This is a genomic window from Microbacterium sp. HMWF026 (assembly GCF_003061325.1).
Classification (GTDB): Bacteria; Actinomycetota; Actinomycetes; order Actinomycetales; family Microbacteriaceae; genus Microbacterium; species Microbacterium testaceum_E.
Map to the genome: position 1 here is coordinate 1 of NZ_QAJB01000329.1, position 14409 is coordinate 14409.

The window sequence follows — 14409 nt, forward strand, 5'->3', positions numbered from 1 at the left end:
CGCCGCGCCAAGGGCCGTACCGAGCTCTCGGCCTGACAGACCCGGTGCTCGCGAAGCCGAACCGACTCACCCGCGGATCGGACTACAAAGCCACAGTCCGACGGGGTTCTCGGTGTGCCGCTGCGCACACCGTGACCTACGTCGGCTCGTCGGCCGAGACCGAGACGCCCCGCTTCGGCTTCATCGTGAGCCGACAGGTCGGCTCCGCTGTCACCCGCAACACCATTCGCCGCCGCCTCAAAGCGGTGTGCGCCGAGGCGCTCCCGTCGATTCGCGGGGGCGCCTCGATCGTCATCCGCGCACTTCCGTCCGCGGCGACCGTCGACTACGCCACCCTGCGCGCCGAGGTCGTCCGGTGTCTCGAGCGAAAAGCTTCGGCATGAGCACCTCCACGCTTCCGACGTCGGCCACCGGGTCCGGTCGGTTCACGGCCGATGGGGTCTTGGCATCCATCCCGCTGCTTCCCCGTAACGCGGGGCTCGCTCTGCTGCACGCGTACCGAGCGACGATCTCGCACGTCTACGGCGACGTGTGCAAGTACTACCCGTCCTGCTCCGCCTATTCGGTGGGCGCCGTGCAGCAGCATGGACTCGTGAAGGGCATCGCGTTCACCGCGGCCCGTCTCGCACGGTGTCATCCCTGGGCTCAGGGTGGCATCGACGACGTCCGTCCTCACCGGGCCTTCCGCCACGAACTCACTCGGCACGGATTCGTCGTGCCCGCCCGAAAGGACTGATCGTGCAATTCGATCTCATTGGGACCATCCTCTGGCCGCTGAAATGGGCGGTCGAACTCGTGCTGGTGGGCTGGCACGCTCTGTTCACCGCCGTGGGCCTCGCCCCCGCCGCCGGCCTCACGTGGGTGCTGTCGATCGTGGGTCTGGTGCTCGTCGTCCGCGCCGCCCTGATCCCGCTCTTCGTGAAGCAGATCAAGAGCCAGCGCAAGATGATGGAGATCGCTCCGGAGCTGCGCAAGGTCCAAGAGAAGTACAAGGGCAAGCGCGATCAGCTGTCTCGCGAGGCGATGAGCCGCGAGACGATGGCGCTGTACAAGAAGCACGGCACCACCCCCGTGTCGAGCTGCCTCCCGCTGCTCGTGCAGATGCCGATCTTCTTCGCCCTCTTCAGCGTGCTGAACGACGTGTCCAAGCACGCGAACAGCGGTCAGGGCGGTGTGGGTCTGCTCACCCCCGAGCTGACCCGCGAGTTCTACGACGCACGCCTGTTCGACGTGGCATCCATGCACGTCAACCTCGTCACCGCCTGGGGTCAGGCCGACGGCCAGGTGACCGTCGCGATCCTGCTGACCCTCGTCGTGCTGATGATCGCCTCGCAGTTCTTCACGCAGCTGCAGATCATCTCGAAGAACCTGTCGCCCGAGGCCAAGACCGGTCAGGCGTACCAGATGCAGAAGATCATGCTGTACATCCTGCCGCTGGCCTTCATCTTCTCGGGTGTCTTCTTCCCGTTGGGTGTCGTCATCTACTGGTTCGTCAGCAACCTGTGGACGATGGTGCAGCAGTTCATCGTCATCCGTGAGATGCCGACCCCGGGATCGGATGCCGCGAAGGCCCGTGAGGAGCGCCTGGCGCGCAAGGGCAAGGCGATCGACTCGTCGGGCAAGGTCGTGTCGATGGAGAAGTACGAGGCCGAGCAGCAGCGCCTGCTCGAAGAGGCAGAGCGTGCCCGCGCGGCCGCTCCCAAGCGTCAGCAGCCCGTCGGCAAGCAGCGCGCGAAGAAGCAGCAGTCCGCCAAGAATCCGAGCGCCGGCGGCGCCTCGGGTTCGTCCTCCCCCGCTTGACCCGGAGTTCACGATGACGACATCCGATCAGATCGCGCCCGAACAGGCCGCGGCCACCGAAGAGCAGCTCGAGCAAGAAGGCGACATCGCCGCCGACTACCTCGAGGGGCTGCTCGACATCGCCGACATCGACGGTGACCTGGCGCTCGATGTGCGAGCCGGTCGCGCGTACGTTTCGGTCGAGGCCGACGACGCCGAGGCGCTGTCGACACTGTCGCACCCCGACACGGTGCAGGCGCTGCAGGAGCTCACCCGTCTGGCCGTCCAGAGCTCGACCGGGCGCTTCTCGCGTCTGATCCTCGACATCGGTGGATCGCGCGATGCGCGTCAGCGCCAGCTCGAGAACCTGGTCGACCGCGCCATCGCCCGTCTCGACGAGGGTGCGTCTCAGGCGTCGCTGCCGGCGATGTCGAGCTACGAGCGCAAGCTCGTCCACGACATCGCGGCCGACCGCGGGTACTCGTCGGAGTCGTTCGGCGAGGGTGCGGACCGCCACACCGTGCTGCGTCGCGGCTGAGTCCGGGATGCCGGAACAGCTCGAATCAGAGCCGGCGGCTGCCGCTGATCTTTTCGGAGATCAGATCGAGCGCGCTCGGCAGTTCACGTCGAACCTGGCCACCCACGGCGAGGAAAGGGGCCTGATCGGCCCCCTCGAGGTGCCACGTCTCTGGACGCGTCACATTCTGAACAGCGCGATCGCCGCGCCGTACTTCCACGGGCGTGCGGTCGATGTCGGCTCGGGTGCGGGGCTACCGGGCCTGGTGCTCGCCATCGCGCGGCCTGACGTGGAATGGACGCTGATCGAGCCGATGGAACGTCGCACGGCCTGGCTCTCGGAGCAGGTCGACGACCTGGGGCTCACCAACGTCACGGTGGCCCGTATGCGCGGTGAGGAGTGGACCGATGGTCGCGTCTTCGATGTCGCCACGGCGCGGGCCGTCAGCGCCCTGCGGACGCTTCTTCCCTTCACCGCGCCGCTGGTGCGGCCGGGGGGACGACTCGTTTTCTTGAAGGGCGCCAACGTGGGCGCCGAGATCGAGTCCGCGGCTAAGGCGATCCGCAAGTTCGGTCTCGAGGACGTTTCGGTCGAGGTGATCGGCGAGGGGGTGCTCGGCGAGCCGACTCGGGTCTTCGTGGCGACTCTGGGCCGATGATTTGACGTCTGACCTGGCCTTTCTCTGCTTCCGTCTGACTCATTCCTCATAAGGGTCGCGCCGTTCGACGTGTGCGCAGAACCAGGGGGCGCGGGCCGTGTACGAGAAGCGTCGGTCGTCGGGTCAGTCCAAGCTCCCCACCCGTGGGCGCGTCGATGCGGCACGGTCCATCCGTCCATTTTTTCGTGCGGGTTTGGGACTGCGCATGCTGCCGCGACGGGGCGCATGGGGTGCGGTCGGTGACAGGCTCTCGCGTCGGTCGCGCGGTGCACCCTCTCGGTGCTCGATGCAGGCCGCCGCTTCACCTGGGTCAAGCGAAGTCGGCGACAACGTCATGACAGGACGCGCCGCCGTATCCTCCTCGTCCCTCAGCGGTCTCCGAGGTGCGGCGATGGTCGTCGGCGTGTCACTTCCGAAGCGCGGGACGTTGTCGGGGTCGGGTTGGTTGTGAGCTCCGGTTCGGTGCGAGTCATCGTGCCGTCGAATTGCGTGACGGTGTCCGGTTCGTCGCGAACGCCGTGTTCGATCGCATCTGCTGTGAGCGCCGCTGGATGTTTCGACCCACCCTGCACGAGGGGTGTCTCCGTCTCTCACGCTGGATAGCGAGGGTCCCCTCGGTCAGCCGGCGCACGGTGAGGGGAATCCTCAGGATGATGGGCTCCGCTGCCGGGTGCGTTCCGATGCGAGTCGGTCTTGGCCGTGCAGCCCGGCGACGCGTTGGCGGTTTGCTGCCACGGCCCGCGTCGTGGCTCGTGCGAAGTCGACGCGACGGACGTTTCACGTGAAACATGTCCGTGTGGACGAGTGGCTACAGCACGCAATCTGCCGCTGGTCGCCGTGCTGCATCGCACCGACGGCCATGAGGCTTGGGTCGGCCCGTCAGCTGGACGTGAGTGACAGCCGTGCCCCTCGGGGACGCATGGTGCGATGGCGTTCACGCGTCCGCCGGCGAGAGCAGACGGCGGGCTGATCAGCACCACGAGGAGTCGGTTGGGTCGTGCAAGTCGTAGTCAGGCTTTGGTGCAGTCCAGGAGGGAAGGAGCGTGATGGATCCGGCCCCAACGAAGTGGTCACGGTCCCGCAAGGGGAGCCCGTGTTCACCCTGCGTCCGAGCGCTTGCGCTCGATAGGCGGATTGGCACCATTGTCGACGGGGTGACAACATCCACCCTGAAGGCACATCTCTACGCCGGGGTTCCTGGACGGGTAGGGAGGATCGCTCGGCTCATCCTGAGCCATGCATTCTGCCGAGCTCATCTATGTGGAAGGTGGGGTCGTCAGCACCATCCACTCCCCCACCATGCGCGTTCGTGCCGTCCGGTGGCGCCAAACTGAGACCAAGACCGGCCGCGTGGTCGTCGGGCTCTTCGGCGGTGGATGAGGCGTGTGGGCGTCGACCAATGATCTGTGTGTCCGCCCGAAATGCCTGCAGGCGGGTTGAGGGTGCGTTCTGGGAGGAGCCTGTCGCGATTCGCTCGTGGCTCGCCGCGCGCTCGCGACGAGTCGCCGGAGCTCCCGCTCTCTGTCCCGGTGCCGCGCCCGAACGTGTGCGCTCTCGTAGCCCACGCTCGTGCTGTCCCACGTGACGTCGGCGTCTCCCGTTGGTCCGCACTGGATGGCGCACTAGTACCGTGGCGTTCTCGTTGTCACTCCCTGTCTGCGGGGATTTGTCGCAGCGCCTCCACTCGTCTGCTCTCGTAGAGATGGCGACGCAACGACTCGCCTACGTGTCGGTTGTCCAGGAAGTGGGTCTATGACTCGCTGACGCTCGTTCAGCGCCGCGTTTCGATGCCAGGCGGCCACTCAGAGAGCAAGTGGGCCAGTCGCGCACCAAGCTGGCCTCGCCTCGAACCTCGTCACGCCGCGACCAGTGCCTTCCGCGGAGCCTGCTGTGCCTTCGTCGTGGCTGAGACGCCCTCAGTCTGGGGCGTGGTTGGTCGAGGGTGTCTGAACATGCTCCCGGGTGCCCTCTCGATCGCGCCGAGCAACACGGCCGCGAGATCGCTGGGTCATGAAAGCGGGTTGGTCCCTCAGACTCGGCCTGATCATCGACATGGAGAAGGGTGGTGAAGACGCATCGGGTCGGCGAGGGCTCGTTGGTCAGGGATGGATCCGGATACCCGCTCGCCGTGGGCGTGGCGGCGCACGCCGGCGATGTTTCACGTGAAACGGGCCGCGCCGATCCTGCCGCTCTCGGCGATCCGCAGATTGGTCCGGATGATCCGCGGGTCACCGATCCGACGATGGAGGTCGCGTTCAGTCCGAGTATGTGCGGTCATGGAGCATCTGGACTGATCTTTACACCAGGGGCTGTATGGCGCGCACGCATAGGGCATGCAGCGGACGCGTGGTTGGGCCCAGCCGCACCCTGTTCGTGTGCCGCGCGATGCGTGGCTGTTCGGACGCTCATGTGTGCTGACGCATCGTGCGGGGAGGCGGCGGGCTACATTGCAGTCGTCCCTTCAGGCGGCGACTTCACGGATCGGGTTGTCGATGCGTGGGAGACCGCGATTTCCGGGGGCTTACTGTGTCGAGATGCTTTTCCACGGACGTCATCATCGCGTCGCCGTGTCCCCTGCTCAAGTGACGCGGCGGGCGGGTCTCGCTTCTGGCGGCGAACCGGCCTCGACCCGAGCATATGTTTCACGTGAAACATCTGATGCCGGCCTAAAATTCTGTGCTCACGGTGAGCGGGATGGTGCTCTTGCGATCACCTGCGCCGAGAGGGGGCTCGTTCTTTCGCAAGCTCACGCAAGGCGCCCAGCGTGTCGCGGGGCTCGCGCTGACATCCTGTCATGCTGCGGTGGCCCTACGCGGCGCAACCTTCACGTAGTCCTTCTTCTGTTTCGGGGGTGGGCCATCAGCGTCTATCGATGCGCGCGGACCCACGGCGATCCGTGAGGGTATCGTGTCCTGCGAAACGGGATGACCGACCGAAACCGCCGGGGACAAAGTTTTGCGATGAACCGTCCGCCCTCTTCAGGTGTCGTTCCTTGACGCCTACGCGCCGCGGGGACCACCGACCTAGCACTCACGACGAGAGCGGCATCCTGACTCTCGCCTCTCTCGCCAGCCGCGGTCAGATCGCGGTTGAACGCTGAACTCTGACGTGTCGTACACCCGTCCCGGCGTCGTACGGTGTCGAGCGAGGCCCGCAGATGTTTCACGTGAAACATGCTCCGCTCGACCGGTCCGCAGGTTGCTCGGCCTGCGTCCGGACTCGGCATTGACGGAGACCCACGTGCGGTGCGAGATTCGCGGATCCCCGCTGCGAATCGACTATCCAGTGGACAGCCGCACGTGGAGTTCGACGACCCTGCGGTGGGTGAAATCTGACGAGCTCGGAGGTGTGCTGGTCGCAGTTGCCAATGATCGCGATGGGGGAACGTGAGCTGGGATGCTCCCGCGTGAATACAGGACGTGACTGGCCGCGCGGATCTGATGTCGGCAGGAACGAACGGGCACTCTGTGAAAGGCGACACGCCTTCCCGGATGACATGCGCTCGAGCAACTGGCGACGATGTTCTGATGTTTCACGTGAAACGGTGTTCTGGCGCTCTGGCCCGGCATCACCAGGAACAGGCAGGAACGTCATACTCAGAGCCATCAGCCTCGTGGTTGTGGTGGCGGCATTGCGTCGGAGTACTCTCCCACGAGGGTGTCGCGCCATCGCGCTCCGTTCGACGTTCCCATGTTCAGCAATCACCACCGCCGCAATTGTGAATGGCGAGGTCGCTGTTAACCGGTGAAGCTTGTTCTCTTAACTTGGGCGGGCCCAAAGGGTGAGTGGCGCGGGTTGCTTCTTCGTTCCACAGGGCGGGCACGCACTCGAACGGTTGCACTTACGTGACTGAGCGGGCGCCGTTGACCCTCCCAACCGATCCGGCCATGGCTGCCGCGACTGTCATGCTGTCTGCTCCTGACGGGGCTCAGTGAGGTGAGGTCAGGGCACCGAAAGTGAGCGCCGAACATAAAAGGAATGAGACGCCCACATCGTCAACTGCGCAGACCTGAGCTGTACCGAGGCGCAGAAGTGGTCCGGGTTGAGAAGGCGCCGGTCCCGCGGCAAACTACGCCGCGCTCTTGGATCGCACGCGGGGACGGCGAGCGAAATCGACGCCCCCGCCGCTATGCGGGCGGTGCTCGCGCCTAACGCAACGCAGGAAGCTCGCGGCATCCGCGAAAGCGGCGGAGACCTGCAGCCTGTTTTGGCAGGCGGTCACGCTTCGACGTGCAGCGCGCTCCGCAGGCAGTCCAACCTCACGGTCAATGCCCGACCAGACGGGTAGACTGAGCGAGTTCGCGACGGTGAGAGGTGTGTTTCACGTGAAACAGTCCGATGAGACGTCCACGTCGTCATCCTTCGAGGACTCCCCCATCGCCCGCGAGATCGCCAATCTGTCGGCGCGCCGCCGGGCCCTCGAATCCCAGACCGTCGAGCTCTCGGGGCGCACGCGCGTCTTCACCGTCTCGAATCAAAAGGGTGGCGTCGGCAAGACGACGACGGCCGTGAACATCGCTGCGGCTCTCGTCTCTGTGGGCGCACGCGTCCTCGTCATCGACCTGGATCCGCAGGGCAACGCATCGACCGCCCTGGGAGTCGCTCACAACGCGGAGACTCCGAGCGTCTACGACGTGCTCATCGACGAGTTCCCGCTCGCCGACATCGTTCAGACGAGCCCCGAGTCGCCCAACCTGTTCTGTGCGCCGAGCACGATCCATCTCGCAGGCGCCGAGATTGAGCTGGTCTCGCAGGTCGCCCGGGAGCACCGCCTACGCGGCGCTCTGCGCGAATACCTGGCGATCGAGGGCAACCATTTCGATTTCGTCATCATCGATTGCCCGCCGTCACTGGGACTCCTGACCATCAACGCCTTCACGGCGGCGGACGAGGTCATGATCCCCATCCAGTGCGAGTATTACGCCCTCGAGGGTCTGAGCCAACTGCTCGGCAGCGTTCAGATGATTCAGAAGCACCTCAACCCCGCCCTGCACGTCTCGACGATCCTGCTGACGATGTACGACGGTCGCACGCGACTCGCGCAACAAGTCGCCGAAGAAGTCCGCTCCTACTTCACGCACGAAGTCCTCGACACGGTCATCCCCCGTTCGGTCCGTGTGTCCGAGGCGCCGAGCTTCGGGCAGACGGTGATCGCGTACGATGGCCAGTCAGCAGGTGCCATCGCCTACCGCGAAGCAGCGGTCGAGATCGTCGCACGTGACACCACGAAGAAGGATTCCTGATGGCGAAAAGGACCGGACTGGGCCGCGGAATCGGCGCCCTGATCCCCACGGCGGAGCCCTCCGAAGCGCGTCCGGTGGACGTCTTCTTCCCGGAGGCCGGAGCGGCGGCGCAGAGCGACGCAGATCGGGCGCCCCGCACCGCCGAGGCCGACCTCGTCAGCGTGCCCGGGGCGCGACTGATTCACGTCGACCCGAAGTCGATCGTGCCGAACCCCCGCCAGCCGCGGACGCACTTCGATCCCGACGACCTCGCCGAGCTCATCCACTCGGTGCGCGAATTCGGAGTCCTGCAGCCCGTGGTCGTGCGCGATAAGGGCGACGGCACCTACGAGCTCATCATGGGCGAGCGGCGCACGCGAGCGTCGCGCGAAGCCGGTCTCGACACCATCCCGGCGGTCGTGCGCGAGACGGACGATGAGTACCTCTTGCGCGACGCCCTGCTCGAGAACCTGCATCGCTCGCAGCTGAACCCCCTCGAAGAGGCCTCGGCCTACCAGCAGCTGCTCGAGGACTTCGGTATCACGCAAGAGGAGCTGGCGACCAGGATCGGGCGTTCCCGACCGCAGATCAGCAACACGATCCGTCTGCTGAAGCTACCGGTACCCGTTCAGCAGCGCGTGGCCGCCGGCGTCCTGAGCGCGGGACACGCGCGCGCGATCCTCTCACTCGACGACCCGCGCGAAATGCAGAAGCTCGCGGACAAGATCGTCAACGAGGATCTGTCGGTCCGCGCGGCCGAGGCGGCCGCGAAGATGCCCGGTGTCACGCCGGTCCGGCAGAAGCCCACGGCCGGATCGCGCCGGTCGGGACTCGACGACGTCGCCGACCGGTTGGGCGACCGGCTCGACACCAAGGTGAGGGTGTCGCTCAACGCCAAAAAAGGCCAGATCAGCATCGATTTCGCCAGCATCCAGGATCTCAATCGCATTCTCGCCGCGCTGGGTGAAGACGGATACACCGGCTGACCATCGCTATCTCGCGGCGAGCGAACGCCCGACGCCCCCGGTGTCGGTGGGGCGACGTACCCTGGATCAGTGACTGCGAACGATGACAACCTGCGCCGTCGCGCCAGCCTCGAACTCCTGCGCGCCGAAGCCTCCGACGAGCTCGCCGTCCTGATCCACGAGCGCTTGCGCGGTGGTGAGGACCCGTGGGATTTCATGGAAGACCTCCCGAGCGTGGACGAACTCGTCGTCCTGACCCTGCGTGCAGAGAACATCGCCGAGAACGGTGGAGTCCGGCCCAATCGGTCGCGCAACTATCGCGTCCTGCGGCAGATCGCCCTGCAGTACCCGCCCCTCACGCGTGCTGTGTGGCGCATCCTGGGCGAAGAAGAGCCTCACCGGCGCTGGGACGCCAGTGTGCGTCTCGACGCGTCTTGAGGCCGCACAGCGGCTCGCACAGCGCATGAGGGTCGCCGGAGCACTGCATGGCAGGGCGGCGGCATTCGGATAGGAAAAGACCCCGGCACCGAGGTGCCGGGGTCTTTCTCGAAGCGGATGTCAGCCGATGAACGGCGCGAGGTCCTGCTCGAGCGCGTACTTGGGCTTGGCGCCGATGATGGTCGTCTTGACCTCACCACCCTGGAAGACCTTCATCGCCGGGATGGACGTGATCTGGTACTTCATGGCGAGGTCGGGGTTCTCGTCGACGTTGAGCTTGAGGATCGTGATCTTGCCCGAGTTCTCGTTCTGGATCTCGTCGAGCACGGGTGCGACCATGCGACACGGTCCACACCACTCGGCCCAGAAGTCCACGAGAACGGGTCCGTCGGCCTGCAAGACGTCCTGCTCGAACGTCGCGGAGGTCGTCGCCTTGGCGGTCATTTTTTCTCCTTAGATGAGATCGTCTTGTATGAAAACGCCGGTCGCGGCGGATTTGTTCCTCAGACCACAGCGGCGTCGGGAAGACCCTCGATGGGGCTCTCGGCGACGGCGGGCTCGCCCGCCTCGCCCCGAGCGGCGAGGAAGTGCTCGACGTCGAGGGCGGCGACGGTACCGCTGCCCGCGGCGGTGATCGCCTGGCGGTAGGTGGGATCGATGACGTCACCGGCGGCGAAGACGCCCTCGACCGAGGTGCGCGAGGAGCGGCCGTCGACCCAGATGGTGCCCTGGTCCGTCAGCTCGAGCTTGTCGTGCACCAGGTGGGTGCGGGGGTCGTTGCCGATCGCGACGAACAGGCCGTCGAGCGGGAGCTCGCGGGTGCTGTCGTCGACGGTGGAGCGCAGACGCACGCCGTTGACCGCCTCATCACCCAGGATCTCGTCGACGGCGCTGTTCCAGATGAACTCGATCTTGGGGTTCGCGAACGCGCGCTCCTGCATGATCTTCGAGGCGCGGAGCGAGTCCTTACGGTGGATGACGTAGACCTTGGATGCGAACTTGGTGAGGAAGTTCGCCTCTTCCATGGCCGAGTCGCCACCGCCGACGACCGCGATCGTCCGGTCGCGGAAGAAGAAGCCGTCGCACGTCGCGCACCACGAGACACCGCGGCCCGACAAGCGGTCTTCGCCCTCGAGACCGAGCTTGCGGTAGGCGGAACCGGTCGCGTAGATGACCGAAACGCCCTCTTCGACCTTGCCGCTGCCGAGGGTGACCTTCTTGACGGGACCGTCGAGCTCGAGCGAGACGACGTCGTCGTAGAGCACCTCGGCGCCGAAGCGCTCGGCCTGCGCCTGCATCTTGGCCATGAGGTCGGGGCCCTGGATGCCGTCGGGGAAGCCGGGGAAGTTCTCGACCTCGGTCGTGTTCATGAGGTCGCCGCCGGCCTCGACCGAACTCGCGACGACGAGCGGCGCGAGGTTGGCGCGGGCCGCGTAGATGGCGGCCGTGTAGCCGGCGGGGCCGGATCCGATGATGATGACGTGACGCACGGTAGCGCGTTCCCTTCGTTGATTCCGCCGGATGAAACCCATGCTAGCCCCGGGATATTCCGCGGCCCGGGGGCTAGCGCTTGGGGAGGAAGCGTCGCCCGAGGGCGAGCGCCGGCGCCAGTTCCGGGGTGCGGAACAGGGCCAGGATGCCGAGGTACACGGCGAGGACGACGGTTCCCACCAGTGCGGCTCCCAGTGCACCCCAGAGCTTGTCCGAGGCGAGCCACCCGGTCGTGCCGCCGCAGAGCAGGACGACGCCCCACCCCGCCGCAGCCGCCGGGACGGCGACGAGGACGAAGCGGAGGAGTTGCGGCATCCATTCCCGGATGCCGATGCCGCCCAGGCGACGGTCGAGGATGACGGTCGCGATGACGACCTGCACGATGCTCGAGAAGGACTGGCCCAGCGCCACGGCCGCCGCGAGCTGCGTGATCGGGATGACCCCGGCGGAGGCGGCCGCACCGGCGGCCAGGGCGGTCACCGCGACCAGGGCGCCCTGGACGAGGGTGAAGAAGAACGGTGTGCGGGTGTCGTTGTACGCGTAGAAGGTGCGCTGGATGACGAACAGCACCGCGAGCGGTAGCAAGCAGACCAGGAAGCACAGCAGCAGCGGGGCGGCCGCGAGGGCTTCGTCGGCGCCGTTGGTGAAGACGCGGGTGGCCGGGACCGCGGCGATCGCGAGAGCGGCCGTGGCGGCGACGATGAAGAGACCCAGGACGCGGATGCTGCGGACGATGTCGGCCTTGACCTCGTCATGGCGCTCGGCGGCCGCGTGCTCGCTCAACTGCGTGAAGTAGGGCGTCCCGATCGAGAGCACGATGATCGAGTACGGCAGCATGAACACCAGCCAGGCGTTCTGCGACGCGATGATGGCAGGCCCGGTGCCCGACGCACCCGACAGGACGCGGGTCTGTACGATCCCGGCGAGCTGACCGACGATCACCATCAGGAATGTCCATCCGGCCAGCCGCCCGATGTGTCGCAGACCCACACCGCGCCAGCGGAAGTCGGGGCGCAACTGCAGACCGGCGCGACGCCAGAAGACCAGCAGCACGATGGTCTGCAGGACGATGCCGCCCGTGGCGACCCCGCCGAGCATGCCGATCATCGTCGGCGTCCACTGCACGACGTCGGGGCTGGGTCCGCCGAAGATCAACAGGAAGGCGCCGAAACCGACGATCGAGACGAGGTTGTTGACGATCGGCGCCCAGGTGTACGGCCCGAACACCTTGCGGGCGTTCAGGATCTCGCCCAGCAGCGCGTACAGGCCGTAGAAGAAGACCTGCGGCAGGCACCAGTAGGCGAAGGCCGTGGCGAGGGCGATCTGGTCGGGCTGCACCTTGGCGGGGTCGATGTAGACCGTCACGATGAACGGCGCCGCGATCATCGCCAGAGCGGTCGCGGCCAGCAAGATGACGGTGCCGAGCGTGAACAGCTTCGACACGAACGCTCGACCGCCGTCGGCGTGCGCCGCGGCCTTGACGATCTGGGGAACGATCACCGCGGTGAGCACACCCGTCGAGATGACCGTGTAGATGTTGTTCGGCAGCTGGTTCGCGAGGCCGAAGGCGTCGCCGGCGGCGGTCCCCACCGAGCCGACGATCGCGACGAGCACGATCGTGCGGAGCAACCCGCTCACCCGCGAGACGATGGTTCCGGCTCCGATGAGCACGCTCGCCCGTCCGATACTGCTCACGAGCGGCTCTCCTGCGGGGTGTCGGTTTCGAGGGGGGTGTCGATGTCGTCGGGGTCGGCGTCCGCGCGGCCGTCGGCGTGCTGATCCTTGAGCGCGATGCCGTCGGTGGGGGTGTCGGCATCCGGGACCGAACCGTCGTGCTCCTCGGCGCGGGTCCGCCGGCGACGGGCCACCGTGCGCACCACGCCGAGCGTCAGAAAGCCCACGATCAGGGCGATGATGACGACCAGGCCGATGTTCTCCCACTCGGCGCGCACCTCGACGTCGACGGCCTGCGGGGTGCCGATGACGACGCCGGTGGGGCTCAGCAGCTGGAAGTCGACGCTGACCTCGCCATTGGCGATGCGGGCCTCGACCGGGACCTCCATGCGGGTGTTCGCCGAGGCCTGCGCCTCGACCGTCGTGCGCTCCTGCACCCGCAGACGGGCGTCGTTCGTCCGTACCGAGAGCACGACGGTCACCGGCCACGGCAGGTCGTTGCGCACCCACGGCCGCAGCGGCGCACTCGAACTCACGAGGCGGAAGTCGGAGGACAGGATGCCGACGGAGTCGAGCGTCGTGCGGGTCTGGGCGCGGTGGTCCGAGACGGCCTGGCGGGCGGCATCCCCCGTCCATCTGACGCTCATGACCTGCAGGACCTCGGCGCGTTCGCGCCCGGTCAGCAGCTCGGGCTGGTCGAGGATCGAGGCGAAACGGTCGATCAGCTGCTCGTCGGCGAGCAGATCGCCCACCTCGCCCACACGCGCTTGGTCGACCGTGGGGGCGGCGAGCGACACCTCGGATGCCGGCAGAGCCGCCACGTCGCGCAGGGTGGTCGGGGTGAAGCCCGGGGCGGTCGTCAGCAGCCCGAGCGTCGCGCGCAGGCTGACCCGCGAGCGGTCGGTGCCCCGGTCGACGACGGCGAGGACGGGCTGGGCACCCGCGGCCGCGCGCGCGAAGGCGAGATAGCCCTGCGCGGCGGCGAGAGAGGCGCCGCGGCGAGTGGTGTCGTTCTGCCCTGCCGCCGCGGCGAGGGCGCGCGACACCTCGGCGTCGTAGACCGGGGTGGACACTCCCCCGACGGTCGCGGCGGCCTGCCGGGTACCCCCGCCCACGGACGTGGATGCCACGAGCACGTGCGCGGGATCCTCGGCGGTGCCCAGGGGCGCGAGGGCCGCGATCGCCTCGGCGCCAGCACTGGCCGTGGCGGGCCAGTAGACGTTCGGCGTCGCGCTGCCGATGTCGAGGAGTGTCGACAGCGAGGGGAATGCGGGCTGCCCCGGCGTGGCCGAAACGGACGGGTCGGGGGTGGACACCGCCGAGACGGCCGGTGCCGGCTGCGTGAAGTCGGCGGCCGACATGTAGTTCTGCAACGAGGTGGGGGTCAGCGGCGCCGCGAGTCCGGCCGCCAGCTGCGCGGCGATGTCGGCATCACCGAACTGCAGGGCGAAGCGGTCGTTCGGCAACGCCAGCAGCCGCTGCAGCCACGAGACGGCCGTGGGCGGGGCGGCGGAGCCGAGGACGCGGATCGCGGCGGGGATCGCCGGGTCGACGGCGAGCGTGGCCCCCGTGCCGTCGACGGAGTCGAGCTGGGCCGACAGGGCCCCATCCACGGCGGTCAGCTCGGCGAGCTCGTTGGCCGACAGCAGTCCCCGGGTCATGGGG

At 67.2% G+C, this 14409-nt stretch carries 12 protein-coding genes; 8 read left to right on the forward strand and 4 right to left on the reverse strand.

Translation table 11 applies throughout. From position 1 onward, the window contains the following. The first annotated feature begins 44 nt into the window (after positions 1-44). From rnpA to DBR36_RS12450, 8 genes are all read left to right on the forward strand, one after another. On the forward strand, positions 45-383 hold the full coding sequence (rnpA, locus tag DBR36_RS12415) for a ribonuclease P protein component (RefSeq protein ID WP_108319827.1): 339 nt from the start codon (positions 45-47) through the stop codon (positions 381-383). After that, a complete protein-coding gene (yidD, locus tag DBR36_RS12420) occupies positions 380-736 on the forward strand; it encodes a membrane protein insertion efficiency factor YidD (protein ID WP_108319829.1) in 357 nt (118 codons plus the stop codon). The genes rnpA and yidD overlap by 4 nt, the downstream gene beginning before the upstream one ends. Positions 737-738: 2 nt before the next feature. After that, complete coding sequence (gene yidC, locus DBR36_RS12425) at positions 739-1800, forward strand: membrane protein insertase YidC (RefSeq protein ID WP_181373584.1); 1062 nt, start codon at positions 739-741, stop codon at positions 1798-1800. A 13-nt stretch (positions 1801-1813) separates the two neighbouring features. Next, positions 1814-2317, forward strand: a complete 504-nt coding sequence (locus DBR36_RS12430; RefSeq protein WP_108319831.1) for a R3H domain-containing nucleic acid-binding protein — start codon at positions 1814-1816, stop codon at positions 2315-2317. 7 nt (positions 2318-2324) lie between these two features. Beyond that, positions 2325-2954, forward strand: coding sequence for a 16S rRNA (guanine(527)-N(7))-methyltransferase RsmG (gene rsmG / locus DBR36_RS12435; protein WP_108319833.1), 630 nt, complete (start codon positions 2325-2327; stop codon positions 2952-2954). 4316 nt (positions 2955-7270) lie between these two features. Further along, complete coding sequence (locus DBR36_RS12440; RefSeq protein ID WP_258222796.1) at positions 7271-8197, forward strand: ParA family protein; 927 nt, start codon at positions 7271-7273, stop codon at positions 8195-8197. After that, the gene (locus DBR36_RS12445) at positions 8197-9162 is read left to right on the forward strand and encodes a ParB/RepB/Spo0J family partition protein (protein WP_108319837.1); all 966 of its coding nucleotides are present in this window, start codon (positions 8197-8199) and stop codon (positions 9160-9162) included. Before DBR36_RS12440 ends, DBR36_RS12445 begins: the two co-directional genes overlap by 1 nt. 69 nt (positions 9163-9231) lie before the next feature. Next, positions 9232-9579 (forward strand): tryptophan synthase subunit alpha, encoded by a 348-nt coding sequence (locus tag DBR36_RS12450; protein ID WP_108319839.1) that lies wholly within the window; start codon positions 9232-9234, stop codon positions 9577-9579. Positions 9580-9699: 120 nt separating this feature from the next. Here DBR36_RS12450 and trxA read toward each other — a convergent pair whose 3' ends face one another. From trxA to DBR36_RS12470, 4 genes are all read right to left on the reverse strand, one after another. Then, complete coding sequence (gene trxA, locus DBR36_RS12455) at positions 9700-10023, reverse strand: thioredoxin (protein WP_108319841.1); 324 nt, start codon at positions 10021-10023, stop codon at positions 9700-9702. Between the two features lie 59 nt (positions 10024-10082). Then, positions 10083-11069: a thioredoxin-disulfide reductase gene (gene trxB / locus DBR36_RS12460; protein ID WP_108319843.1), complete on the reverse strand. Its 987-nt coding sequence runs from the start codon at positions 11067-11069 to the stop codon at positions 10083-10085. Between the two features lie 73 nt (positions 11070-11142). Further along, positions 11143-12765 carry a murein biosynthesis integral membrane protein MurJ gene (gene murJ, locus DBR36_RS12465; RefSeq protein WP_108319845.1) on the reverse strand — a complete coding sequence of 541 codons (1623 nt, stop codon included), beginning with the start codon at positions 12763-12765 and terminating at the stop codon, positions 11143-11145. After that, positions 12762-14409 (reverse strand): DUF6049 family protein (locus DBR36_RS12470; protein ID WP_181373585.1); only part of this gene is annotated, 1648 nt, incomplete at its 5' end. The genes murJ and DBR36_RS12470, both read right to left, overlap by 4 nt.

Excerpts from the sequence above, each read along its gene's own strand:
- yidD (WP_108319829.1), top strand. The coding sequence starts at position 380 with ATGAGCACCTCCACGCTTCCGACGTCGGCCACCGGGTCCGGTCGGTTC.
- DBR36_RS12430 (WP_108319831.1), top strand. The coding sequence starts at position 1,814 with ATGACGACATCCGATCAGATCGCGCCCGAACAGGCCGCGGCCACCGAA.
- rsmG (WP_108319833.1), top strand. The coding sequence starts at position 2,325 with ATGCCGGAACAGCTCGAATCAGAGCCGGCGGCTGCCGCTGATCTTTTC.
- DBR36_RS12445 (WP_108319837.1), top strand. The coding sequence starts at position 8,197 with ATGGCGAAAAGGACCGGACTGGGCCGCGGAATCGGCGCCCTGATCCCC.
- trxA (WP_108319841.1), bottom strand. The coding sequence starts at position 10,023 with ATGACCGCCAAGGCGACGACCTCCGCGACGTTCGAGCAGGACGTCTTG.